This window comes from Aliiroseovarius lamellibrachiae (assembly GCF_018599245.1).
In the GTDB taxonomy this organism is placed as follows: domain Bacteria; phylum Pseudomonadota; class Alphaproteobacteria; order Rhodobacterales; family Rhodobacteraceae; genus Aliiroseovarius; species Aliiroseovarius lamellibrachiae.
On sequence record NZ_JAHEVJ010000002.1, the window covers coordinates 256,591 to 281,315 of the forward strand.

23 protein-coding genes, 1 tRNA gene and 1 pseudogene are annotated in these 24,725 nt (G+C 56.1%); 13 read left to right on the forward strand and 12 right to left on the reverse strand.

The genetic code is table 11. From position 1 onward, the window contains the following. The first annotated feature begins 260 nt into the window (after window positions 1–260). On the forward strand, window positions 261–1,358 hold the full coding sequence (gene ychF, locus KKW20_RS04690; protein ID WP_214566521.1) for a redox-regulated ATPase YchF: 1,098 nt from the start codon (window positions 261–263) through the stop codon (window positions 1,356–1,358). Window positions 1,359–1,433: 75 nt separating this feature from the next. Here the strand turns inward: ychF and KKW20_RS04695 are convergent, their stop codons facing one another. Next, complete coding sequence (locus KKW20_RS04695) at window positions 1,434–2,015, reverse strand: cytochrome b (RefSeq protein ID WP_214566523.1); 582 nt, start codon at window positions 2,013–2,015, stop codon at window positions 1,434–1,436. Then, window positions 2,012–2,614: a YceI family protein gene (locus KKW20_RS04700; protein ID WP_214566525.1), complete on the reverse strand. Its 603-nt coding sequence runs from the start codon at window positions 2,612–2,614 to the stop codon at window positions 2,012–2,014. Before KKW20_RS04700 ends, KKW20_RS04695 begins: the two co-directional genes overlap by 4 nt. 102 nt (window positions 2,615–2,716) lie before the next feature. On the opposite strand from KKW20_RS04700, the gene KKW20_RS04705 reads away from it, so the two are divergent. The 3 genes from KKW20_RS04705 (at window position 2,717) to KKW20_RS04715 (ending at window position 4,402) form a co-directional block, all read left to right on the forward strand. Continuing rightward, a complete protein-coding gene (locus KKW20_RS04705) occupies window positions 2,717–3,178 on the forward strand; it encodes a MarR family winged helix-turn-helix transcriptional regulator (protein ID WP_214566527.1) in 462 nt (153 codons plus the stop codon). Between the two features lie 475 nt (window positions 3,179–3,653). Then, window positions 3,654–4,118, forward strand: a complete 465-nt coding sequence (locus tag KKW20_RS04710; RefSeq protein ID WP_214566529.1) for a DJ-1/PfpI family protein — start codon at window positions 3,654–3,656, stop codon at window positions 4,116–4,118. Then, window positions 4,106–4,402 (forward strand): type 1 glutamine amidotransferase family protein, encoded by a 297-nt coding sequence (locus KKW20_RS04715; RefSeq protein ID WP_214566531.1) that lies wholly within the window; start codon window positions 4,106–4,108, stop codon window positions 4,400–4,402. The genes KKW20_RS04710 and KKW20_RS04715 overlap by 13 nt, the downstream gene beginning before the upstream one ends. A 100-nt stretch (window positions 4,403–4,502) precedes the next feature. On the opposite strand, the gene KKW20_RS04720 is transcribed toward KKW20_RS04715, so the two are convergent. The 3 genes from KKW20_RS04720 to KKW20_RS04730 form a co-directional block, all read right to left on the reverse strand. Next, the gene (locus KKW20_RS04720) at window positions 4,503–5,846 is read right to left on the reverse strand and encodes a multicopper oxidase domain-containing protein (protein WP_246534447.1); all 1,344 of its coding nucleotides are present in this window, start codon (window positions 5,844–5,846) and stop codon (window positions 4,503–4,505) included. A 126-nt stretch (window positions 5,847–5,972) separates the two neighbouring features. Further along, window positions 5,973–6,392, reverse strand: coding sequence for a Cu(I)-responsive transcriptional regulator (cueR, locus tag KKW20_RS04725; protein WP_214566535.1), 420 nt, complete (start codon window positions 6,390–6,392; stop codon window positions 5,973–5,975). 13 nt (window positions 6,393–6,405) lie between these two features. After that, window positions 6,406–8,913, reverse strand: a complete 2,508-nt coding sequence (locus KKW20_RS04730; RefSeq protein ID WP_214566537.1) for a heavy metal translocating P-type ATPase — start codon at window positions 8,911–8,913, stop codon at window positions 6,406–6,408. Window positions 8,914–9,062: 149 nt separating this feature from the next. Here KKW20_RS04730 and KKW20_RS04735 point away from each other — a divergent pair, with 149 nt between their 5' ends. Further along, window positions 9,063–9,263 carry a heavy-metal-associated domain-containing protein gene (locus KKW20_RS04735; RefSeq protein WP_246534448.1) on the forward strand — a complete coding sequence of 67 codons (201 nt, stop codon included), beginning with the start codon at window positions 9,063–9,065 and terminating at the stop codon, window positions 9,261–9,263. Window position 9,264: 1 nt separating this feature from the next. Here the strand turns inward: KKW20_RS04735 and KKW20_RS04740 are convergent, their stop codons facing one another. Continuing rightward, on the reverse strand, window positions 9,265–9,807 hold the full coding sequence (locus KKW20_RS04740; RefSeq protein WP_214566539.1) for a hypothetical protein: 543 nt from the start codon (window positions 9,805–9,807) through the stop codon (window positions 9,265–9,267). A gap of 72 nt (window positions 9,808–9,879) precedes the next feature. On the opposite strand from KKW20_RS04740, the gene KKW20_RS04745 reads away from it, so the two are divergent. Further along, the gene (locus KKW20_RS04745) at window positions 9,880–10,467 is read left to right on the forward strand and encodes a Crp/Fnr family transcriptional regulator (RefSeq protein WP_214566541.1); all 588 of its coding nucleotides are present in this window, start codon (window positions 9,880–9,882) and stop codon (window positions 10,465–10,467) included. 99 nt (window positions 10,468–10,566) lie between these two features. On the opposite strand, the gene KKW20_RS04750 is transcribed toward KKW20_RS04745, so the two are convergent. The 3 genes and pseudogenes from KKW20_RS04750 to KKW20_RS04760 all read right to left on the reverse strand — a co-directional run. Then, entirely contained in the window at window positions 10,567–10,833 is a 267-nt protein-coding gene (locus KKW20_RS04750) for a multicopper oxidase domain-containing protein (RefSeq protein ID WP_214566543.1), read from the reverse strand. Window positions 10,834–11,034: 201 nt separating this feature from the next. After that, on the reverse strand, window positions 11,035–11,289 hold the full coding sequence (locus KKW20_RS04755) for a hypothetical protein (RefSeq protein WP_214566545.1): 255 nt from the start codon (window positions 11,287–11,289) through the stop codon (window positions 11,035–11,037). Window positions 11,290–11,292: 3 nt separating this feature from the next. Beyond that, a pseudogene (locus tag KKW20_RS04760) lies at window positions 11,293–11,604 on the reverse strand (c-type cytochrome); the annotation flags it as partial. A gap of 535 nt (window positions 11,605–12,139) precedes the next feature. On the opposite strand from KKW20_RS04760, the gene KKW20_RS04765 reads away from it, so the two are divergent. From KKW20_RS04765 to speB, 7 genes are all read left to right on the forward strand, one after another. Continuing rightward, window positions 12,140–12,229 (forward strand) — tRNA-Ser (locus tag KKW20_RS04765). Between the two features lie 942 nt (window positions 12,230–13,171). Continuing rightward, the gene (locus tag KKW20_RS04770; RefSeq protein WP_246534451.1) at window positions 13,172–14,605 is read left to right on the forward strand and encodes a Y-family DNA polymerase; all 1,434 of its coding nucleotides are present in this window, start codon (window positions 13,172–13,174) and stop codon (window positions 14,603–14,605) included. Further along, the gene (locus KKW20_RS04775; RefSeq protein ID WP_214566551.1) at window positions 14,602–17,916 is read left to right on the forward strand and encodes an error-prone DNA polymerase; all 3,315 of its coding nucleotides are present in this window, start codon (window positions 14,602–14,604) and stop codon (window positions 17,914–17,916) included. The genes KKW20_RS04770 and KKW20_RS04775 overlap by 4 nt, the downstream gene beginning before the upstream one ends. 346 nt (window positions 17,917–18,262) lie before the next feature. Then, complete coding sequence (speA, locus tag KKW20_RS04780; RefSeq protein ID WP_214566553.1) at window positions 18,263–20,152, forward strand: biosynthetic arginine decarboxylase; 1,890 nt, start codon at window positions 18,263–18,265, stop codon at window positions 20,150–20,152. 22 nt (window positions 20,153–20,174) lie between these two features. Then, a complete protein-coding gene (locus KKW20_RS04785) occupies window positions 20,175–21,386 on the forward strand; it encodes a saccharopine dehydrogenase family protein (RefSeq protein WP_214566554.1) in 1,212 nt (403 codons plus the stop codon). Window positions 21,387–21,440: 54 nt separating this feature from the next. Further along, window positions 21,441–22,610: a carboxynorspermidine decarboxylase gene (nspC, locus tag KKW20_RS04790; protein WP_214566556.1), complete on the forward strand. Its 1,170-nt coding sequence runs from the start codon at window positions 21,441–21,443 to the stop codon at window positions 22,608–22,610. A gap of 10 nt (window positions 22,611–22,620) precedes the next feature. Further along, on the forward strand, window positions 22,621–23,463 hold the full coding sequence (speB, locus tag KKW20_RS04795) for an agmatinase (protein ID WP_214566558.1): 843 nt from the start codon (window positions 22,621–22,623) through the stop codon (window positions 23,461–23,463). 73 nt (window positions 23,464–23,536) lie between these two features. On the opposite strand, the gene mnhG is transcribed toward speB, so the two are convergent. The 3 genes from mnhG to KKW20_RS04810 are packed head-to-tail and all read right to left on the reverse strand — an operon-like array spanning window position 23,537 to window position 24,725. Further along, a complete protein-coding gene (gene mnhG, locus KKW20_RS04800) occupies window positions 23,537–23,944 on the reverse strand; it encodes a monovalent cation/H(+) antiporter subunit G (protein WP_214566560.1) in 408 nt (135 codons plus the stop codon). Then, a complete protein-coding gene (locus tag KKW20_RS04805; RefSeq protein ID WP_214566562.1) occupies window positions 23,941–24,228 on the reverse strand; it encodes a K+/H+ antiporter subunit F in 288 nt (95 codons plus the stop codon). Before KKW20_RS04805 ends, mnhG begins: the two co-directional genes overlap by 4 nt. Continuing rightward, the gene (locus KKW20_RS04810) at window positions 24,225–24,725 is read right to left on the reverse strand and encodes a Na+/H+ antiporter subunit E (RefSeq protein WP_214566564.1); all 501 of its coding nucleotides are present in this window, start codon (window positions 24,723–24,725) and stop codon (window positions 24,225–24,227) included. The genes KKW20_RS04805 and KKW20_RS04810 overlap by 4 nt, the downstream gene beginning before the upstream one ends.

Genomic DNA, 24,725 nt, shown 5'->3' on the forward strand with positions numbered 1-24,725 from the left:
TCAATCCCGCTTATGTGACTTCGTTGCTGGTATTGGTTCTGCGATCGTACCGAAATGGCTGTGCGGTTGGGCAATCTTGGGGATGGACGTGAATGTCATTGGGCATTTCGTGACCTGAGGGACCGACAAAGGCAGAGTTTGAGCGTTTTCGCGGGGTTTTGTGACGAAAACCGTTTCCCCCCTACTGGATTGCGCTATAGAACGCGCGAGAACCTGATCGCGCATTGCTGCGCACCAGACACCATAAAAAGGAGGCCGTGATGGGTTTCAAGATGGGTATCGTGGGTCTGCCGAATGTCGGTAAATCGACCCTGTTTAACGCACTGACCAAAACGGCTGCTGCGCAGGCGGCAAATTTTCCGTTTTGTACGATTGAGCCTAATGTGGGTGAGGTTGCCGTGCCGGATGGCCGTTTGGACAAGCTGGCCGCCGTTGCCGGATCCAAGGAAACCATCCCAACGCGCATGACCTTTGTGGACATCGCGGGATTGGTAAAAGGCGCGTCACAAGGTGAGGGGCTGGGCAACCAGTTCTTGGCCAACATTCGCGAAGTGGACGCCATCGCCCATGTGTTGCGCTGTTTCGATGACGGGGATGTGGTCCATGTCGAAGGCCATGTGAACCCGGTCGAAGATGCCGATGTGATCGAAACAGAACTGATGCTGTCGGATATGGAATCGATCGAAAAACGCCTGCAAAACATCGTGCGCAAAGTGCGTGGCGGTGACAAAGAGGCCGTTCAGCAAGAACGCCTGATGCGGGCCGCTTTGGCCGCCTTGGAAGATGGCCGCCCCGCGCGCACCGTTGAGGTGGACGAAGAGGATTTGAAAGCGTGGAATATGCTTCAGCTGCTGACCACCAAAAAGATCCTTTATGTCTGCAATGTCGGCGAAGGCGATGCGGCAACCGGCAATGAATACTCGCAAGCCGTTGAAAAAATGGCCGTGGAACAGGGGGCTGCTTCGGTTGTGATCTCCGCCAAGATCGAAGAAGAGATCAGCCAGCTTGACGCCGATGACATGGAAATGTTTTTGGAAGAACTGGGCCTGACCGAAGCTGGCCTCGATCGTCTGATCCGCGCCGGTTACGAGCTTTTGCATCTTGAGACCTATTTCACCGTTGGCCCAAAAGAAGCCCGCGCCTGGACCATCCGCGAAGGCACCCATGCCCCGCAAGCGGCCGGTGTGATCCATGGGGATTTTGAACGTGGGTTTATCCGCGCCGAGACAATCGCCTATGAGGATTACGTCACATTGGGCGGGGAAGGCCCGGCAAAGGAAGCCGGTAAAATGCGCGCAGAGGGCAAAGCCTATCTGGTGAAAGACGGTGATGTTTTGCACTTCTTGTTCAACGCCTGATGACGCGCCAGTCGTCAAACAGATGCACAGTTTAATGAAAACGGCCGGGCAATCACTCGGCCGTTTTCATTTGTTTTATGCTTTGGGCAAGCGCCCGTAGGACATGCGTTTCAAGACATCATCTTTGCGTATAAAGTGATGCCATAGCGCGGCCCCTGCGTGCCCAATTATAATCGCCGTCAGGGCCCAGGCCGACAGGAAATGAACCTCTGCGAAGATATCAGACAAGGCTTCATTGCCGGGCACAAATGGGTCGTACATCTCAAACAGATCAAAGACCTTGTTCTTCACCCCAAACCGATCTTGTAGCGGCGAAGCCGAGGCCATCAACCAACCAGACACGGGCATGATGATCATCATCGCGTAAAGGCCAAGATGTCCCAAATGGGCCATCGCCCGTTCGATCCAGGTCATGCTGTCAGGCAAAGCTGGCGTGGTGCGATGGGTCTGGCGCCAAAGGATGCGAATGAGCGCAAGCGTGAAGGCGACAAACCCCCAGCTTTTGTGGATTTGCACCAGCCGAAACTGTTCCAGCACATCCTCGACCAACAGGCCCATGTAAGCGCCGAGGAACAAAAGAAACAGGATCACCCCCGCCGTGGCCCAATGCAGGAGGCGCGACAGCGCCCCCCACGATGTTGCGGTGTTGCCGATCATTCCCAGCCGCCCGCGCGCATTTCAGCTGAAATGCTCAGCGTGACTTCGTCAGAGGTGACCGGGGCAAACATGCCAACACCAAAATCTGACCGCAGCATCTCGCCGGTGCCTTGCACGCCAATCCAATCGCCTTTGTAATAGTCGAAGAAATCACCCAGCGGGTGCGCGCCTTGGTGGTTCAGTTTGAACGACATGGTGATCGGTTTGGTAATCTCTTTGATGGTTAGATCCCCCACCAATGTCACGCTGTCATCACTGGTTTGCTCAACCCCTGTCGAGGTGAAGGTGATGGTTGGAAAGTTCTCAACATCGAAAAAGTCACCGCTTTTGAGGTGCTCATCCAACGGGCCAACCCCGGTGTCGATCGACGCCGCATCAACGGTCACGCTGACTTTGGTGGCCGCAATGTCGTTTGCGTCAAAATCAACTTCGCCATCGATGATTTTCCACTGGCCGTTCTGGTCGGACAGGCCCGCGTGGTTGTAGGTAAAGCGGATTTCGGTGTGGCCGGGATCGAACTTATAGATCTCGGCGGTGGCGGCGGTGCTTAGGGCCAGAAGGGGGGATGCGATGGCCGTTGCCAGAAGAAGGGTTTTCATGGGGTCACTCCAAAGTGAGTTGAATAAACTAGATGCATATGCATGTATCTAGTTGCGCCGCCCCTTGCAAGCGCCTTTCGGGTGGCATAACAGGAATGTGACATGACACCACCAAACCCAAATGAAGACACCACCGCGATCTGGGTTCTTTTGAACCTGGTGAACCGCCATGTGGTTGGGCGATTTGAAACGGAGCTGAAACGCGCCGGTCTGCCCAATACGCGTTGGTATGATGTGCTGTGGGCACTTGAACGACAAAATTGCGAGGGGCTGCGGCAATTTCAGCTCGAGGAATTGAGCCTGTTTGATCAACCCAATTTGTCCCGCATCCTAAAGCGCATGGTGGAACAGGGGCTGGTCACCCAATGTGCCGCCGAAAACGACGGCCGAGGCCGGGTGCTTCGCATCACAGATTCGGGCCGTGAACTGCGCACACAAATGTGGGCCGTTTATGGTGGACTTATGCTAAGTGAGATCGAGGAAAAGGTTGCGCCCGAACATTTGGAGGGGCTCAAAAACGGCCTGCGCGACTTGTTGCCAGAAGAATGGGCAACGTCAATCTGAGTGCTGCCAAATGTTTCGTCGAATAGTGCCCGCATGTGATCAGCGAAACCGCGTTTAGGTTAAAGTGGCGTGGGTGGAGCACAGGGCGGGGAGCCGTCATTCGCGGCACTTGCGCGGGCTTATCCCTAACGCAGCAAAAGCGCCCTTTCACACAGCCAAACAACGTGTCACCACTGCGTAATAGCCTGCGTCCTCATCGCTCAACTGACTGTTGAAGATGACGGCGTAATTGGGAGACCTCGTGAAGCGAACAGTGGCTTTTGGGCAAGACACGTAATGAGAGCTTTTCCGAGGTAGATCTGTGCGGACGTGCTTCAATTTCCACTCGTCTGAGGGGCGACCCGTTTCCACAGGTGACGGCCTCGTTTGAATCGTCGAAAAGGAAAGGTCCCTATAAGCTACCGTTGATTGTTGCTCGCCATGCGGCCAAGGCGCGAGATGTGGCGGTCGTGTCCTCAAGAAGCAACCGTTCCACATGCTGGGCCATGTAAATACCAATCGCGCTGGAGGTAACCGCAACCGGGTCAAGCCCGAGGGAATCGACCTCATTGGCTTCTTTGACAAGGCATTCGATCCATTCGCGCCCGGCGTTACGGCGCTTGATGCCCTTGGCCCCTATGAAGTGTTGAAAATGATCCCCGGCGTGGACTTGCGCCTAGTTGCGCACGGAGCTGGGCCTGTCACCACCGACCGCGATACTCTGGTTGTCGGGGCCACGCATTCATTCGATGAAACGCCGACGCCTGATCTGGTGCTGGTGCCCGGGTCTGAGGTAAGCACCTTTGACGCAGCAAGTGATGTCAAACTGACCGTGTGGTTGAACGCGATCCACCAGCACACGACCTTCACCGTGTCCGTCTGTTCGGGGGCCGTGGCCCTTGGCGCTTCGGGTCTGCTGAACGGTCGCCCGGCAACAATTGGGCGGCAATGGAAGCGTTGAGACAGTTCGGGGCCGAGCCGAAACCAGCTGAACGCATTGTTCGTTCGGGAAAAATCTGGACCGCCGCCGGCGTGTCGGCCGGGATTGACCTTGCCTTTGCGCTTGTTGAGGAGCTGACCGATCGCGCGACCGCCGAGCGTATTCAGCTGTTGGTCGAATACGACCCCCATCCGCCGCAGGATTCGGGCCATATGAGCAAAGCCTCCAAAGAGGTTGCCGATGCCGCATGGGCCGAGATGGCACAGCATTCCCAAAAGTTGGCGAATGCGACGACACCCGCCTGATTTGGCACGGGACAACAGGGGGCGCGCACGAAAATCCGGGCGCGCCCTAATGATACCTGTCGCAAATGATCCCCAGTAGCGACGGAACTACTCCGACATCCTAAATCACCGCGAATTGCCCCATCATCCCTCCGTCTTCATGTTCCAGGATATGGCAATGGAACATGTAAGGCAGGCTTTCGCTGGCTGGCCGATCAAATTTCATTAGGATATCGGCTTGGCCATTTATCAGGATCGTGTCTTTCCACCCGGTATTCTGAGCCTTGGGTGGGCGACCGTTCTCGCTCAGCACCTGGAACGCCACGCCATGCACATGAAAGGGATGCATCATCATGTCAGCTGAGATCGTCCAGCGTTCCATCTCACCGCGCGCCACGCTCATATCGATACGGCTCATGTCGAATGCCTGACCGCTGATCGAGAACCGGTTGCCCTTTCCGCGCATCATCATTCCGGGCCCCATGGCCATGTCCAGCGTCACGTTCCGCTTGTGGGCACCCACTGGATCCATGTCAGGTCGGGAGCCGCCGAGATCATCTGGCAAGGTCGTAATCCGCGCGACTACGGTAGGATCCACCTCGAAGGGCAATACTTCGAAGGGTGGCCCGGATGGTTGGCGCCCGCCCATCATGCCACCACCCATCATGCCCATGTTGGTGTTCTGTCCGCTCAGAAGGGACACGCTGCCACCATCTCCGAAATCCACCAGTAGCTCATAACGTTCGCCGGGGGCGAGGGTCAGGTCCTGCAAGGTGATCGGTCGGTCAAGCAACCCGGTATCCGTGCCAACAAGCTGCAGGGGGCGATCGTCTGACATCATCAGCGTGTAAATTCGAGCGTTCGAGCCGTTCAGAAGCCGCAGGCGAACGATGCCTTTGGGTACCACGGCCGTTGCGCCTACTTGTCCGTTGACCAACATTGTGTCGCCCATAAACCCCATCATGCGGTCCGGCATGGATAGGTTGTAATCCATTCGTCCACGCTGATCGAAGCGCCGATCTTGAAGCACAAGTGTCAAATCGTCCACGCCATAGGTCGACGGCAATCCACGGTCATCATCCAACCCATCACTCAACTGCAAGACGCCAGCCAACCCATTGTAGACTTGCCGCGCTGTCTCTCCATGGGTGTGGGTGTGATACCAGACGGTCGCCGCGGGTTGGTCGATTGGCAGCACCGGCGACCAGTTCTCGCCCGGCGCTATGGTTTGGTGCGGCCCGCCGTCTACATCGCCAGGGATGACCAGCCCATGCCAATGCACCGAGATTTGCTCATCCAGACGGTTGGTCACATCCGCCCTTGCCTCTGCCGAGGTCGCGACGCGAAGCGTGGGGCCAAGAAAGGGTTGATTAAAACCCCAGGTCTGGCTTTCTGATTGCCCAAGGAAGTTCACGCGCCCGTGTTGCGCATTTAGCGCGAATGCCCCGCTTTTCGTTGCGTCCATCAAAGGCGGCAGTGCCAATTTTCGCGGTGCTGTGTCCGCCCTGGAAACCCCTGGGAAGGGCGACGAGAGCAGGCTGGCACCGAGGCCGGTCAAAACATTGCGTCGTGAAATCATGGTGGGACGTCCTTACTTTGTGTCGGTCTCGTTCGACGGATTACGGTCTTCCCCACTCAGCCCTTGGAGGATCGGGCAATCTGGGCGGTGGTCTCCGGCGCATTCCTTGGCAAGATGAGAGAGCGTGGCATGCATCGCCTGAAGGTCGACAATCTTCGCCTCGATCTCTTTGAGGTGCTTGTTGGTGATCTCTTTGACGTCCGAACTGGCCCGGGTTTCATCCGCATAGAGGGTCAGAAGCGCGCGGCAATCATCAATCGTGAACCCAAGGGCGCGCGCGCGGGCCAGGAAGGTCAGCTTGTGCAGATCGCTATCTCGAAACACCCGATAATCATTGGTGTCCCGCAAGGGGGTGACCAGTCCGATATCCTCGTAATACCGGATCGTCTTGGCGCGCAGATTGGACCGTTTGGCCACATCTCCAATATTCATTTCGTCCTCCTGTTCACTTGGCCAATGCCGGGCGAAGGGGTGCGGCGGCGGGGGCGTCCGTCGCGTGTGCATCGCTCAGAACCGGCTTCACCCAACGAAGGCGCAGCGCGTTGGTCAACACGAAGACCGATGACATCGCCATCGCCCCAGCGGCCAACACGGGCGACAACACCAGACCAAAAGCAGGGTAAAGCGCACCCGCGGCCACTGGAATGAGAAGCGTGTTGTAACCGAAAGCCCAGAACAGGTTCTGACGGATGTTGCGCATCGTGCGACCGGAAATGTCAAAAGCATTGACCACACCGGTCAGATCCCCGGACATCAGCACCACATCAGCCGCTTCGATTGCGACGTCCGTGCCGGTGCCGATGGCAATGCCCACATCCGCGGCCGCAAGCGCCGGAGCGTCATTGATCCCGTCCCCGACAAAGGCCAGTTTTCCCCCCTCGCGAAGCCGGTCCAAATGCGCGACCTTCCCGTCCGGCAACACTTCGGCGATAACCATATCAATGCCCAGCTCAGCCGCGATGGCATCAGCTGTGCCCTGATTGTCGCCGGTGATCATGGCAACCTTAAGCCCCAAATCATGCAGCGCGGAAATTGCGCCCGGCGTGGTCGGCTTGATCGGATCCGCCACGGCAATCACGGCGGCCACTCGCCCGTCGATGGCGGCATAAAGTGGGGTGCGGCCTTTACGGCCCAAGACATCTCCGGTGTCGCACAAGGTGTCCAGCGACAGACCCTCGCGGATCATCAAACGATCTGCGCCGACCACCACCTTGCGGCCATCAACCATGGCCTGCACACCATAGCCGGTAATTGATTGAAAATCGCAGAGTTCTGCGGCCCCGACATTTTGCGCCTCGGCAGCACGAACGATGGCTTCGGCAATCGGGTGCTCGGACCGGGCTTCGACAGCGGCCACAAGTCGTAAAACATCTGCCTCATCAAACCCTTCAGCCACCACAAGATCGGTCAGTTCCGGTCGCCCGGCGGTCAGCGTTCCGGTTTTGTCGACCGCAACCACGCGGGCCTCCTGCAGCATCTGCAGCGCATCCCCCTTGCGAAACAGCACGCCCATTTCGGCGGCGCGTCCGGTGCCCACCATGATCGAGGTCGGCGTGGCCAGCCCCATCGCACAGGGACACGCGATGATCAGCACCGCAACCCCGGCCACCAAAGCATAGCTGATCGCTGGCGCGGGACCAAACAGGAACCACGCCAAGACCGTCACAGCGGCGGCCCCAATGACGGCAGGCACAAACCACGTCGTGATTTTGTCCACAGCGCCCTGGATCGGAAGTTTGGCGCCTTGTGCCTGTTCAACCATCTGGATGATCTGCGCCAGCATTGTGTTCGCCCCCACGGCTGTCGCGCGAAACGTCAGTGCTCCGGTGCCATTCACCGTGGCACCCACGACGTTGGCCCCTTGCGTCTTTTCCACCGGAATGGGTTCGCCGGTGATCATGCTTTCGTCGACATAGGACGCGCCAGACAGGACTTCGCCGTCGACGGCAATCTTCTCTCCGGGTCGCACATGGATCACATCCCCCAATATGATGTCCTCGATTGGCACCTCTATCACCGCACCGCCCCGTTCAACGTGGGCGATCTTGGCCTGAAGCCCAACCAGCTTGCGGATTGCCTCGCCCGTGCGCCCCTTTGCGCGGGCTTCAAGGAACCGGCCCAGAAGGATCAGCACAACGATCACCGCGGCGGCTTCGTAATACACATTTGCCGTGCCAGCCGGCAGCAGACCGGGCGCGAAGGTCGACACCAGCGAAAAACCATAGGCGGCAGATGTGCCCAGAGCGACCAGAGAATTCATGTCTGGCGCGCCTTTAAACAGCAGTGGGAAACCTTTGGTATAGAACAGCCGACCGGGTCCGAACAACACCGCCGTGGTCAGCGCAAATTGAACCAAACGACTGTTTTGCATGCCAATTGTGCGATCAATCAGCGCGTGCATTCCGGGAAAGACGTGACTGCCCATTTCGACAATGAACACCGGCAGCGCCAAAAGCGCAGCAATCAGGGTCAGCCATCCCAACCGGGTGATGTCAGCGGCCTTACGATCCGCCTTGCGTTTATCTTCGCCTGCCTTGAGCTTCGCCGGGTAACCAAGGTTCGTTGCAACGCGCGCCAGATCGGCGGGCGTAACCGCCCCTTCGACATACCGAACAGTGGCCGTTTCGGTGGCGAGATTGACCTTTGCATCCACCACGCCCTGCGCTCTTTTCAACATCCGTTCCACCCGCCCCACACAGGACGCGCAGGTCATATTCTCGACATCCAGAACCACCTGCGCCGTCACGGCCGGATACCCGGCCGCCTCCAAGGCTGCGGTTATGCTTGCCAGATCGGCGGGCGCCTGAAAGTGCAACTGCGCGGTCTCGCTTGCCAGGTTTACCGTGGGATCAAAAACGCCAGGCACAGCGGCCAGCGCCTTTTCCACACGCCCCACACAGGATGCGCAGCTCATTCCTTCGACGGACAGTTTGATGGTCTTCTTTAGTGACATGTCATGCTCCACGACTCACGTCTTTGATACATACATGCGAGGTTCCAGTAAGGGGAAGGTCAAGGGCGTTTGATCACAAATTCTTGAGTATTGACCTTACCCCGTGGGAACCCCTACGTCGGAAACACCCCAAGAAAGGAGAGCCCATCATGATCATGTTCAACGTTCCCGACATGAGCTGCGGCCATTGCACCGCCGCCATCGAAAAGGCTGTGAAAACCGCCGACGCCGACGCGGTTCTGAGGTTCGATCTGGAAGCCCGCACCGTGCATGTGACCAGCCAACTCCAAGAAGAAGCCCTCGCGAAAATCTTGGAAGACGAAGGCTATCCCAGTTCACGCGTCGCATGAGTCAGTGGACCATTTGACCGGTTGCCATACCCAAGTGATGCTCTTGATGATGCGCGCCGACGGCCATCAGACCAAAGAACCCTAACGCGCGAATGGTCTGCGCTTCGGTGTCTGATGTCACAGTCCAGACGAGGTGATCCCCCTTGTCGGCGACCTCGCTGATCCAACCCGTTTCGGCCGTCAGAAATGGGGCATGGGCCGGCACCATGCGACGGGCGGCAGCACCACCTGGCCCAGTCGTCGAAATCTGAAAGACAGCGCCGCCAGAAACATTTTCCGCGCTCACCTCTGCGTGGGTGATCAGCAGGTCCATATCAACCAGATGGTCGCGCAGGGCGCTGATATCGACCCGCGACCAATCCGTATTAGGATCAGCCATCAGCATCGCGACGATTTCAGAGACAGCGGCAAAAGCACCCTGACCAGGTTCGGTCGGAACCGCAGATACATGCGCCATTGCGCTGTGATCATGTGAGGATTGCGCATCCGCAGGTGCGATGAAAACGCCCATCGCGAGAAGGAAATTGAGGACGTGTCGAAGCATGAATGACCTTTCTGTTCGCTATGTCCAACAAACTGGCAAACCCGCCGAATAAGCTTTATGATTTCGATCATAATGAAGCAAATCAATGAACTCCCACCCCCGTTCGGATCGCTCCCCAGGCACGGGATATCACAGCGAGATCTGCGCAGCGGCGATGCCTTGTTTCGGCAAGACGACCCGAGCAGGGCGATGTTTTTTCTTCAAAGCGGGGCGGTCAACCTGATCCGGCACACCGAAGCTGGACAGAAAGTGACGATGTTCCGCGCCACCGCCGGAGATACGATTGCCGAGCCGTCAGTGTTCTCAGACCACTACCATTGTGATGCGATTTCGCAGCAGCCCAGCGTCGTCTTGGCATTCGACAGGCAGAGCGTGTTGGCGGCCATGGCCAAGGACAGCGCATTTGCGACGGCCTTTGTAAAACGACTGGCCGGGCAGGTTCAAACCTATCGTCGACATTTGGAACTTTTGGCGATCCGATCTGCAAAGGACAGGGTTCTGGCCGGCTTGGCCGATGGGCGGCTGACCGGCACCGTGCTGGATTTTGCTGCAGAACTCGGCCTTTCGCACGAAAGCGTTTACCGGGCGCTGGCCGAGTTGACCCGCGACGGGCGGGTTGAACATCCCACCCGCGGGCAATACCGGCTGAAACCGTGCTGAGCGTTGGTGGAGGCGCGTCGGCGGCCGCAGTAGCAAGCAAAACAACTCGTCCTGCCAAGAGTAATATCTGTTTGCGGCTCATCATGTTGTGACCCACAATCAAGTTTTCATGCCGGCTACCTGATGGGACAGCATGTGGCAGTGCAAAAGCCAGTCGCCCGGATTTTTGGCCCGGAAAACGATGGTTCGTTCTTGCCCGCGACCCATCAAGATCGTGTCGCGCAGCGGGCGGAGGCTGTCGTCTGGCCTTTCCTCTTGAAAATGATGCCCATGCAGGTGCATCGCGCGAATAACATCAGCATCATATGCGATCTGCCCTCGCATCATGGGCGTCAGCACCTTGAGGGCCTTTTTCATCACGCCCATGCCGCCATAGAAAGCAACGACGCGGCCACGGCGCCAATCGCAAGCTTCTCGATTTTCATATTATTTCTCCTGTCCGAAAATATCGACGCGTGGAAAACCCGCGCAGGTTCGCATTTTTTAGATCAGGTAGCGGGGAGGTGGCGGATCGAAAGAGGATGAAACGGGCGAGGCCTGAGTTGCTTCGGGAATGCTATGTCGCGCCTATTGTTCGTCGAATTGTGGCACCACCTCAGATGAGAAAACGATCACGGAGCCAGAACAAAACGCGCCACCGTGGCAATGTCGTTTGTGATCAGTCGCGATGTGCTGGGCCTCATCGACACTGACAACGGCTTCCATGCTCTGGCCGTGTTTTCCGTGCGCCAAAGCGGGTTCACCCAAAGCAATAAGACCGACAAAGACCACGCCGATCAAGATGAGCAATTGCCCAAATTTATTGCCGATGAAGATACTCAACGATCAGTTTATCCCATTCTCACGTTGTAATTCTCTCACGTAAGAAACGATGGTAGCACTGTCAGCGTTGGTCACGCCTTCGACTGGCGGCATGTCGCCAAAGGGCCAGTGGTGTGCCCCGACCCCAGGCTGCGCAGCAAGGACAAACGCCATATCAGCATGGAGTCTGGGCTCATAGATTTTGTGGGTCAGCGGCGGAGCGGTCCCTTGTTGACCGGCGGCATTCTCACCGTGGCAACTGGCGCAGGCCGCATCAACGGCACGCTTGCCCATGATGGATTGATCACTCAGCTCAGCTGGCAGGCGAACCTCAACTGTCTGAGGTCAGCGCCCATGGGACCAAACAGTTCTATTTGCTAAGAGAGGGTTTGTTGCTCATCGTAACCACTGAGGAGTGGATGATGGCGGGAGGTCAACGACTTGAAGTCTTGGGAACGAAAGGCTTGAAAACGATGCGATGCCACTCCTGTGGAATGCGTGGTTGGGCTGGTTGCCTTGTCGCAACATAATGAGCCCTAACTCTGTTTTGCCTTTGACGCTGACGTCGTCGAAATGTCTTAGACATTGGGTTTGTAAGGCATTTACCTGAGTGCACCGGCCGTTTCGGTGGGAATGATTTGTTCAACTGGAGCTGAGAACATCACGCAGTATAACTGCGGTGAGCATTGGGTATCGCTAAAATACTGCAATAAAATGGGAGCTGAAGAAATTGCCAAATTCTTGCCAAACACTGGTGCATTACAGTTCCGATTTGTGCCGAATTCCGCAAGCTTCTTGTCGTTGAGGTTTTTTCAAAAGGTTGTATTTTTTGGCCTTGTTTATCTGGTTTTGCGCACTTATACGGGTCGACGGAGACGTGGCCGAGTGGTCGAAGGCGCTCCCCTGCTAAGGGAGTAGGCCCGGAAGGGTCTCGAGGGTTCGAATCCCTTCGTCTCCGCCAGAAACCCCATCAAGTTGTTATTTTTAAATAAAACTTACTAGATGGGGGTTTCTTGCCACCATTAAATTCGCAATTCAATGCAAGCGTATGCAACCTCATGCACCAGCTGAATACTGGATGGTTTTAGCGTGGGGGTATGTCCAACGGGCCTGCGCACTGTAAGAAAACCACCTAGCAAAAAAAGTAAGCGACTAGTGAACTTTTTTGGTCGCTCATTGGTGAATACTTCCATTGGGCCGTGGTAATTCCTGCTTTCGAAAGTTGATTGGAAAAATGGGTGTTGTAAAGAAATTAATTATCGCGCGTAAATTATGGGTCGCTTTGACTGGAAAGGAGTGTGCTGCGATCTTACGCAATGGGCACTTGAAATTAGGAACGTTTAGTGAACATAAATATTGATGCCCAGCCAATTCGCAGATGTATTCCCCTTAAAGCCTTCTCGGTACCACGAGGTTACTGGAGCAGGGGCGTATAGCTTTGCGTCGATCTGTTGCGGGAAGACTGAGGGAACCGCGATTTGGTTTGTCGAGGGGTGGGTAACAGAGGTGGTAAACCCCCTTGGCTTACAGATGCATTGTGACCCACATCAGGTGTTGATCGGAAAGTGTAATAGCCCAACTGATGTGCTGGCTGCGACGGAAGAAGCATTGCGATCGGGCGTTGTCTCATTGGTGATAGCCGAGCTTACGGCGCCCTTGTCGTTGACATCTGGGCGAAGGTTGCAACTGGCTGCAGAGGCGGGTGGCTCAACCGGTCTTATGATTGTGTGTGATGGCATGGGCAGCAATGCGACACAGACACGTTGGCATGTCGCCCCCGTTTATTCCTCTGATGACTCGACTCAAATGCGGTGGTCGCTTAATAAGAACAAATCAGGAACAAATGGGAGTTGGAATGTAAGGTGGAATGAAACGGCGCGTCGTATCTCTGTGGTTTCCCAGCATGTCGAGCGAACGGCTCCTTCGGAAACGCTATCGTGAAGGCCCTTTCGCGGTCATTGCACAGATCGGGAATGCAGACCGCTTATTGTGTCTAAATCCGCTTGCTGAACAACGTGGTTTAAGACGCGGGATGGGGTTGGCGGATGCGCGTTCATTCTGTCCCGAACTCCAGACGGACGAACATAATCCACGGGCGGATCAGGCGTTTCTAGATGGCCTTGTCAGATGGGCCAAACGGTATTGTCCGTGGGTCGGTAAAGACGGGCCTGATGGTTTGCTGCTTGATGTGACAGGGTCTGCGCATCTGTCTGGGGGGGAGATTGCGATGTTGCAGGATATGCGTATGCGGTTGGGAGGGTCCAAACTCACGCTGCGCATCGGTTTGGCTGATACGGTCGGTGCGGCATGGGCATTGGCGCGATTTGGTGAAGGTCTCGCACAAGTGGGCCAGACACGACAGGCCATAAATGCGCTGCCTGTTGCCTGTCTTAGGATTACACCCAAAGAGGATATAACCCTGCAACGGCTGGGTATTAAGGCCGTTGGACAACTTGCGGACTTGCCTCGTGCAACTATCGGTCAAAGGTTTGGGGCATCCGTTCTCATGCGCCTGGATCAGGCTTTGGGGCATCAGGCCGAAAGCCTCTCTCCTGAGAAAAACCAACAGAACTATGCGATGCGGCTGACCCTTCCTGAACCAATTGGCTTGGCCAAGGATGTAATGGCGGGTGTTGAGCGTCTGTTACTGCCATTGTGTGAAAAGCTGGCCCGGGACACGTCTGGTGCGCGGGTGTTATGTCTGATCTGTCGCCGTATTGATGGGGCCGACCAAAGTGTTGAGCTGCGGCTTGCACGGGCCTTACGTGATCCGCACAGAATGCTGCCGCTGTTCGCAAAGGGCGTAGATGGGATTGATGCAGGCTTTGGCATCGACCAATTGCGCCTTGTGGCCACACAGGTTGAACCGCTGCCCGTCGAACAGATTTCCCAAAGTCACAGAGGGCATGACAGCGGCGATTTGCACGATTTGATGACACGATTAGGCAATCGCATCGGTTTGGAAAACATCCAAAGGTTCCTGCCCGCTGACAGTCACATCCCTGAACGCAGCTATATTGTTTCACCTGCAGCATGGTCTGAACCAAACGGGTCATGGGGTCTGACGAACCCGCGGCCTATTCGGTTGTTCCCACCTGAATATATCGCGGCACAGGGGCATCGCCCACCAAACAGGTTCAAGTGGCGGGCGATGTCATTCACCGTTGGGCGTCTCACTGGGCCAGAACGGATTGCCCCTGAATGGTGGTTAGAGGATGAGAACTGGCGGCATGGTGTCCGTGATTATTGGCAGGTTGAGACGAGAGAGGGACATCGCCTTTGGATGTTCCATACGCCGCAAAATCCAAGTTGGTTTGTGCAAGGGGTGTTCGCATGACCTACGGCGAACTTTGTGCCACCAGCAACTTTACCTTTCTCAAAGGGGCGTCTCACCCCGAGGAACTGGTCACACGGGCAGCGGAACTGGGCCTGTCTGCGATCGCGATAACCGACCAGAACTCGCTGGCAGGCGTGGTGCGGGCCTATGCTGCGTTGCAAGAAATCAAACGCATGGCCGCAAAGGATATTGCGATAAAATCAACCCAGCAGGTGGACCACAGCAGCCGGACAATCACGCAAGCCAATTCAATCCGCCGCCCTGACATTGGGCATCAGTTCCCCAAGCTAATCGTCGGGGCCAGGTTGGTCCTGCAAGACAGCACGGTGCATTGGATCGCGTTGCCCAAGGATCGAAAGGGGTATGAGGCGCTATCGCGATTACTGACCCTTGGCAAACGACGTGCCCCCAAAGGACAGTGTCATCTGTCATATCGCGACCTGACGGCGGGCGGGTCTGGCATGACATTGATTGCGATCCCCCAAGAGAACGACGGAGATGCCGCAGGCCATATCGCAGAGATGGCGCGGGTCTTTCCTTCGAATGTGTATCTGGGATGTGCGCCACGCTACGATGGCAGTGATCAAGCGAAATTTGACCGTTGCATGTCATTGTCCCACGCCACGTCTGCGCCAATGGTCGCCATTGGCGATGTGCTGATGCACCACGGATCACGTCGACAGTTGGCGGATGTGCTGAGCTGCCTGCGTGAAGGATGCAGCATTGACGATATCGGGAAACGTGCCCTTCCAAATGCGGAACGTCGGCTAAAGGGGCTTCAGGATATGGCCCGCCTTTTTCACAAGCACCCGGCGGCCATTCGGCGAACACAAGAAATAATCGCCAAGTGTAGCTTTTGCCTGTCGGAGCTGTCTTACGACTATCCGACAGAGGTGAACGATGGGGAAACGGCGCAAGACAGGTTGATACGGTTGACGCATCTTGGCCTGAAGCGGCGGTATCCCAATGGGGTGTCAGAGCATGTGCAAGGCTTGGTGCATAAGGAACTGAAACTGGTGAAATCGTTGGGGTTTGCAGCCTATTTCCTGACGGTGCATGACATTATTGTCTTTGCCAGATCACGGGGGATTTTGTGCCAGGGGCGTGGATCGGCGGCGAACTCGATCCTGTGTTATGCGTTGGGAATCACCGATGTTGGCCCAGAAACCATCACGATGGTGTTTGAACGGTTCATGTCGGAACATCGCGGCGAGCCACCAGATATTGATATCGACTTTGAACATGAGCGCCGTGAAGAAGTGGTGCAGCATATCTATGAGAAATATGGCCGACACAGAGCTGGCTTGTGTGCCACCGTCATTCATTTTCGAACACGAGCGGCCATTCGTGAAGTCGGCAAGGTCATGGGGCTTTCACAGGATGTATTGGCCGGTCTGACGGGGCAAATCTGGGGGATGTCAGGCAGAGGTGTTGATGAAACCCGTGTCCGCGAACTTGGCCTTGATCCAAGTGACCGCCGCCTTGCACAGACCCTGCGTTTGATCGGTGAAATCATCGGGTTTCCACGGCACCTGTCCCAACATGTTGGCGGTTTTATCATCACTCAAGGGCGTTTGGACGAACTCTGCCCGATTGAAAATGCAGCGATGGAAGATCGCACCGTGATCGAATGGAACAAAGACGATATCGACACTTTGGGCATCCTAAAGGTCGATATCCTGTCGCTTGGGATGCTGACCTGCATCCGCAAATGTTTTGATTTGATCTCGTCCCATGATGGCCCTGAACTTGCCATTGCGACGGTCCCACAAGAAGACACCAAGACCTACGACATGCTTTGCGGGGCAGATGCGATTGGTGTGTTTCAGGTAGAGAGCCGTGCGCAGATGAACTTCTTGCCACGGATGCGGCCCCGCACCTTCTATGATCTCGTGATTGAGGTCGCGATTGTGCGGCCAGGTCCAATTCAGGGGGGAATGGTACATCCCTATATCAATCGTCGACAGGGGAAAGAGGCGGTCAGCTTTCCCTCGGCTGAGTTGAAGGCTGTGCTTGGCAAGACATGCGGCGTTCCGTTGTTCCAAGAACAGGCAATGCAGATCGCGGTCGTTGCGGCAGGGTTTAGTCCAGAAGAAGCCGATCATCTCAGGCGATCCTTGGCGACATTCCGCAAAATGGGAACGATCGGCACGTTCAGAGATCGCTTTATCAGCGGTATGCTAAGGCGTGGTTATGATGCTGATTTTGCAGATCGTTGCTTCACCCAGATCGAAGGTTTTGGTGAGTATGGTTTCCCCGAAAGCCATGCCGCAGCCTTCGCCATGCTGGCCTATGTGTCCGCGTGGTTGAAATGCCACCACCCAGCCGCCTTCGCCTGTGCGCTCCTGAACTCCCAGCCAATGGGGTTTTATGCACCGGCCCAGATCATACGGGATGCCCGTGAACACAGCATCGAAATCCGCCCCATCTGTGTCAACAACTCCGACTGGGATAATCGTCTGGAAAAGCGGGGTGACGGCAATCTGGCCCTGCGGATGGGGTTTCGACAAATCAAGGGTATGAAACAAGAAGACGCAGACTGGATCGTAAGCGCCCGTGGGAATGGGTATCACGACATCCCCAGTCTTTGGCACCGCGCTGGTGTTTCATCGGGGACATTGGAACGCTTGGCCGAGGCTGATGCGTTCACCGATCTCGGGTTAACGCGGCGTGATGCGTTGTGGCAGGTCAAGGCGATCCGGGCTGACACACGTTTGCCGCTGTTCAATGATCCCATTGATGGTGAAGTGATTGCCGAACCGAAGGTCGCGTTGCCTATCATGAATTTGGGGGAGGCGGTGGTCGAAGATTACGTATCAATGCGACTGTCACTGCGGGCTCACCCCGTCGAACTGATACGACCGTCATTGCCCAACACGACACCACATTCTGAACTGCCACATGTTCCCCTTGGTCGTGTCACGGTCTGCGGTTTGGTCATTACACGTCAACGCCCAGGCACGGCCTCAGGCGTGGTGTTCTTGACGCTTGAGGATGAGACTGGCGTCAGTAACATTGTGGTTTGGTCCAAGGTCTACAAACGGTTTCGAGCCGCAGTGATGGGGGGAAGGTTGTTGCAGGTATCGGGGCACCTGCAACGTGAAGGCATCGTCGTTCACCTTATTGCACAGGATATTCAGGACATGTCGTACAAACTGTCCGAGCTTGGGCACCCCATGGATGATACGATTGGTCAAACATTGCCCCAGGCTGACGATAGCCCTCGGCCCAAACATTCTACTCCCACAGGTCGCGCATTCCACCCCAGGGATCAGGCTAAGAAATTGTTTCCAAGTCGGGATTTCCACTAAGTCAAAGTGGTCACCCTTGTGGTCACCCTCGCCAGGCCGGATGATGTATAGGTGGTCGGCAGAACATCGGTGCATTTACACGGCCTGAAAGTCGTATTGCCACTGCTCAGGACCACGGCAGATGTACGCCTTTTCTGCCCTTGCCCAAGGGGAAATTCCCTATTGGAACCTACCACCATTCACCGTATAACAACGTCCTCTGACTGAGATAAACTTCAGGAGTGCATGCGCATGACGTGGTTTCATTACAGACAAATGGGTCGTTCGCACCCTGCCTGATATGCAGGCGTAAAACATCTGTCCTTCTGGTTTTTTCGTTTACAATCAAAAGAAAAGGTCGCCTCACTTGAAGCAAGACCACACTCGTTCCGAGACCATTTATGGCGTCGATCGTTGGGGCAAAGGACTGATTACAGTTCTCCCCAATGGGGATGTCGCGCTATGCGATCCGGCGCGCGATTCTGCGACCCCGATCAGCCTTCCTGACATTCTGCAAGACTTGGAACAGCGCGGCATTGCCTCGCCGCTGGTGTTGCGGGTCAGTTCGTTTCTGGAACATGAAATTCGCAACATCAATGAAAGCTTCGCCAGTGCCATCAAACGTGTTGGATATCAGGCGCCCTATCGTGGCGTTTTCCCGATCAAGGTGAACCAACAGGCGCAGGTCGTAGATCGGATTGTCGAATTTGGCCGCCCGTTCAATTATGGGCTCGAAGCTGGATCCAAACCTGAGTTGGTCATTGCGCTGGCGCATCGTCTGGCCAAGGACGCGCTGATTGTCTGTAACGGGGTGAAAGATGCCGAGTTCATTCGGCTGGCAATCCTGTCGCGCCGCCTTGGTTTCAACACAGTGATTGTTCTGGAAAGCCCAAAAGAGGCGGAAACGGTGATCGAAGTGACCCGTGAGCTGGGGATTGATCCCTTGCTGGGCGTCCGCGTGAAACTGACCAACCAGATTGGCGGAAAGTGGCAGGAAAGCTCGGGGGATCGGTCTACCTTTGGCATGAACACCGACCAATTGCTGCGCGTTGTGGACCGGCTGAAAGACGAAGGGCTGTTGCATTGCCTTCAGTTGCAGCACTCGCATCTGGGCAGTCAGGTGCCGGACGTCAATGATGTGCGCCGGGCCGCGGCGGAGGCATGCCGCTATTTTGTTGAACTCACCCGCGAAGGCGCGCCGCTGACCCATCTGGATTTGGGTGGCGGCTTGGGCATTGATTACACCGGCGAAAAGCGCGCGGCGGAAAACTCGATCAACTATACCGTCGAAGAATATTGCGCCAATGTGGTGGAAACCGTGGCCTATGCGATGGATGAGGCAGAGCTGGCGCACCCGATTTTGGTGACGGAAAGCGGGCGGGCGGTGGCGGCAACTTCGTCGATGTTGATCTTCGATGTGTTGGAAACCACGCTTTATGATGCCCCTGATGCGCCGGATGTGCAGCCAGATGATCATCATCTGGTGGCCGATCTCGCGGCGATTTCAGGGTATCTGGAGGCCGGGCGCGTGCAGGAATGCTGGAACGATGCGTCCTTCTATCGCGATGAGCTGCGGGCCTTGTTTCGCCGTGGATATGTGGATCTGCGCCAAATGGCGCGGGCGGAACGTATTTACCTGTCATTGACCGCCCGGATCAAAGCCCTTGTAGCGGCCTCGGATGAGGTCAACGAGATGGGCGAGCATCTGGAGAAAGTGGCGGATGTCTATCACTGCAATTTCTCGCTGTTCCAATCCTTGCCGGATGTTTGGGCGATTGATCAGCTGCACCCGATTGTGCCGCTTCAGATGCTCAACCAAGTGCCGGACCGTCGCGCGGTTCTGTCTGACATTACCTGTGACAGCGATGGCAAAGTGGATCAGTTTATTCTCGCCGATGGCATCTCGCCCTCGCTTCCCGTACATTCATTACCTGAGGAAGGCCGCTATTACCTTGGGGTGTTTTTTGTCGGTGCGTATCAGGAAACGCTGGGTGATTTGCACAATCTCTTTGGGGACACCAATGTGGTGACGATCGATCTGCGCGCGGATGGCGGGTTTGATCTGTTGCATGAACAAGAGGGCGACACGATTTCTCAGGTGTTGTCTTATGTTGAATATGATCCCGCCGATTGCGTTGCGGCCTTTCGCAAAATGGTCGATGAGGCAATTTCGAGCGGGGCTGTGAAAGCCAGTGATCGCAAGATCCTGATTGGGGCCTACCGCGACTCGATCAATGGCTACACTTATTATGAATAACCTCAGGAAGGAGAAAGCCACCATGGGTAAGACACTTGTTGTTGGGGCGGGCGGCGTAAGTCACGCAGCCGTGCATAAGATGGCGATGAACGCGGATATCTTTACCGACATCACGCTGGCCAGCCGGACCAAATCGAAATGTGATGCGATTGCCGCGAGCGTAAAAGAGCGCACCGGTGTTGAGATCAAAACCGCTGCTTTGGACGCGATGGATGTGGCGGCAACGGTTGCGTTGATCCGCGAAACCGGGGCCGAGCTTCTCGTTAATCTTGCGCTTCCCTATCAGGATCTCGTGCTGATGGATGCCTGCCTTGAGGCCGGATGCCATTACCTTGATACCGCGAATTACGAGCCCGAAGATGTGGCCAAGTTTGAATACCACTGGCAATGGGCCTATCAGGATAAGTTCAAAGAGGCCGGTTTGACGGCAATCTTGGGCTCAGGTTTTGATCCGGGCGTGACCAGTGTGTTTGCGACCTGGCTCAAGAAACACAAGCTTGATACCATCCGCCAGATCGACGTGCTCGACGCCAATGGCGGTGACAATGGACAGGCGTTTGCAACCAATTTCAACCCCGAGATCAACCTGCGCGAAGTGCTGGCCGACGCGCGCCATTGGGAAAATGGCGATTGGCAAGTGTCCCCCGCCATGACCCATAAGGTCGCGTTTGATTTCCCCGGCGTTGGCCCCAAAAATATGTATCTGATGTACCATGAGGAACTGGAGTCGATGTCGACCCATTTCCCCGAGATTGAGCGCGCGCGGTTCTGGATGACCTTTGGGGATGCCTATATCATGCACGCCAAGGTGCTGCAGAATGTTGGCATGACCGGGATCACACCTGTGATGCATCAGGGTCAGGAAATCATCCCGATCCAGTTTCTGAAAACCCTGCTGCCCGATCCCGGAGATCTTGGTGCGCTGACCAAAGGCAAGGCCTGTATCGGCGATATCGCGACGGGTCAGGCGAAAGATGGCTCGGGTGAAAAGACCTTTTACATCTACAACATCTGCGACCACGAAGAATGCTTTGCTGAGGTCGGTTCGCAGGCGGTGTCATACACTACAGGTGTGCCTGCCATGATCGGCGCGGCACAGATGCTCAAGGGCAATTGGAATGCGCCTGGCGTGTGGAATATGGAACAGCTCGATCCCGATGATTTCATGGATATGCTGAACGCGCACGGGTTGCCGTGGCAGGTGCATGAACTCGATGGTCCCGTCGATTTCTAAACACAGGCCCGGCGGTCACGCCGGGCTTCCTTTTTGCCCAAAATGGGGTTTCCCATGCCCGAGATGATGACCACCCAAGCCGGGGATGCCGGCGCCTTTCGCGACTTTGATCTGTCCCGCGTGCCGACCCCGGCCTTTGTGGTGGACGAGGTGGCAATCGCCCGCAATCTGACGATCCTGTCGGATGTGGCAGACCGGTCGGGCGCACATGTGCTGGCCGCGCTCAAGGCGTTTTCGATGTTTTCTCTGGCCCCATTGGTGCGTCAGCACCTGGGTGGCACCTGTGCCAGTGGGCTTTATGAGGCCCGTTTGGGGCACGAGGAATATGGCGGCGAGCTGGCCACGTTTTGCGCGGGTTACAAAGACAGCGAGATCGACGAGATCATCAGTCTTTCGGACCACATCATCTTTAACAGCCCCGCTCAGAAAGACCGGTTTCTGACCAAATGTCAGGCGGCGGGGAAAGAGGTTGGGCTGCGCCTGAACCCCGAGCATTCCGAGGGTGAGGTCGCCAAATACGATCCCTGCGCGCCCTGTTCGCGGCTCGGCACGCCGATCAGCAGCCTGACGGATGGCGTATTTGTGGGCGTGGATGGGGTTCACATGCACACGTTGTGCGAACAAGGGTTTGACCCGCTGGCCCGCACATGGGCGGCGGTGGAACAGACGCTCACACCCTATCTTAACGGCCTGAAATGGTTGAACTTTGGGGGTGGGCATCACATTACCCGTGATGATTATGACCGTGAGGCTTTGATTGCGTTTATTAAAGATATTCGGGCCAAATATGGGGTTGAGGTTTATCTTGAACCCGGCGAGGCGGTGGCCTTGGATGCGGGCATTCTGGTGGGCGAAGTGCTTGATCTGCCGCAGAACAGCATGAACCTTGCGATCACCGATATTTCCGCCACTTGCCATATGCCCGATGTGATCGAGGCGCCGTATCGCCCTGCGATGTTGGATGAAGTTGACGATGGGCATACCTACCGGCTTGGTGGGCCGTCCTGTCTGGCCGGGGATGTCATCGGTGACTACACCACCGCAGAGCCGCTCAAGATTGGGGACCGTTTCGCCTTTCTCGATCAGGCCCATTATTCGATGGTGAAAACCAACACATTCAACGGTGTCCCCTTGCCGACAATTGCTTTGTGGAACAGCCAAAGCGACGCGTTGCAGATTGTGAAGCAATTTTCCTATACCGATTTCAAAGATCGTCTTTCGTAAGGATCCCAAGATGAGCATCTTTCTCGACAGTGAGCTGACCGCTGATGAACGCACCGAAGCCGCCCGATTTTGGGTGATCCCGGTCCCACTTGAACGCACGGTTTCCTATGGGGCTGGCACCGCAAAGGGGCCGGGTGCTATTTTGGATGCGTCGGATGAGCTGGAGCGGATCTGTGGCACCGCCGAACCCTGTGCCGATGGGATTTTCACGGAACCCGCGCTTGATTGCGAGGGGCCGTTGCCCGAGGTGATGGCGCGTTTGGCGCTGCGGACGGAACGCGCGGTGCGGGCTGGGAAAATCCCCGTTACCTTGGGCGGGGAACACTCGCTTAGCTATGGGGCGGTGATGGGGGTTGCGCGCGCCCTTGGCCAGCCGATCGGCATTGTGCAGGTGGATGCCCATGCGGATCTGCGCGTCGCGTATCAAGACGAGAAACATTCTCATGCATCGGTCATGCATTTGCTGGCGGAGGAGGGTGTGCGTTTGGCCCAGTTTGGCGTGCGTGCGCTGTGTGCCCAAGAGGCAGAAAGCCGGGTGCAAAATCGCGTGTTTCATGTGGATGCTGAGGCGTTGGTCACCGGCAATATCCAGTCCGTGGACCTGCCGGACGACTTTCCAGAACTGGTTTATGTCAGCTTTGATGTGGATGGGCTTGACCCGTCACAAATGCCTGCCACCGGCACGCCGGTTCCCGGTGGGCTTGGCTATTATCAGGCGCTGCATCTGGTGGAACACGCGCTAAAAGGGCGGCGTTGCGTGGGGTTTGATGTGGTTGAACTGGCACCTGACGGCAATGCCGCGTGGGATTTCACCGCAGCACAAATCGTTTACCGGTTGATGGCGGCCTGTTAAAACATGCCGTCTTTTTGGCGTTGATGCCTTTGATTTCAGGCGGCGCTTGGTGAGGCGTGTTTCATGCGAAACGTCATACAGGATTGGGCTTATCATCCCGCGCCACCTCTTCGACCTCTCCGTCATGATCAAAGTGGTTCAAGGTTGACCATGTTTCATCCTGTGGTGTCGGCGGTGGCAGGGCGCAGGCCCCACGGTGAAGGCTTACCTTGGCCATGAAGTTTGCCGAAACTGGCGCGGTTACAAATAAAAATGCCATGATCAGCAGCTCATGAAATGAGCCTTCGCCGAAGGTATAGGACTGGAGAATGGACGCCATAAGAAAGGCTCCGATCCCCACGGTGCCCGCCTTGGTTGGCGCGTGCAGACGGGTCATCGGATCGTTGAGTTTCAACAGACCAATGGCTGCGACCAGCGTGAAGATTGTACCAATGAGCAGAAGCAGCGCGATGGTATAGGTGGCGAGGATTTCAATCGTCATTCGATAATATCCCCCCGGAGCACAAATCGCGCATAGGCCACGGTTGAGACAAAGCCCAGCATGGCAATGATCAGGGCCGCCTCGAAATAGATCTGCACCCCTTGGGCGATGCCAAGCAGCACAATCAGGCCGATTGCATTGATGAACATTGTGTCCAGCGCAAGAATGCGGTCCCCGGTGCTTGGGCCAATCCAAAGCCGGATCATCGCCATGATCTGTGCGATCGCGACGATGACAAATGCGGCGTAAAGCGACCAATTCATCATTTCAGTTGCAAGGGTCATCTGAAAATCTCCTGTAGGCGACGTTCATAGCGCTGTTTGATATCATCGCGCACGGCGTCGGGATCTTCGGCATCAAGCGCATGCACCAACAGGTAATGCCCCCCATCTGACAGATCGGCGGACACGGTGCCGGGGGTCAGTGTGATGGTGCCTGCCAAAACTGTAATGGCTTCGGGCGAGCGCAGCTCAAGTGGGATCACCACCCAAGCAGGGCTCATCTTGGCATTGGATTTCGTCAGGACAATCCAGGCCACTTGCACATTGGCGACAATGATGTCCCACATCACCAGGACGCAATAGATGAGAAGTTTTCCCAAATGCACGGCCTTGGGGCGATCGGGCCACCAGCGCGCGGTGGCGATGGGAATGATGATGCCAAGGATCAGACCAAACACCACCATTCCCGAACTCACGCTATTTTGCAGCAAGACCCAAACAAGTGTCAGCAGCAAAGTCAGGGCGGGGTGCGGCAACAACCAACGCAGGAGTTTCATCAT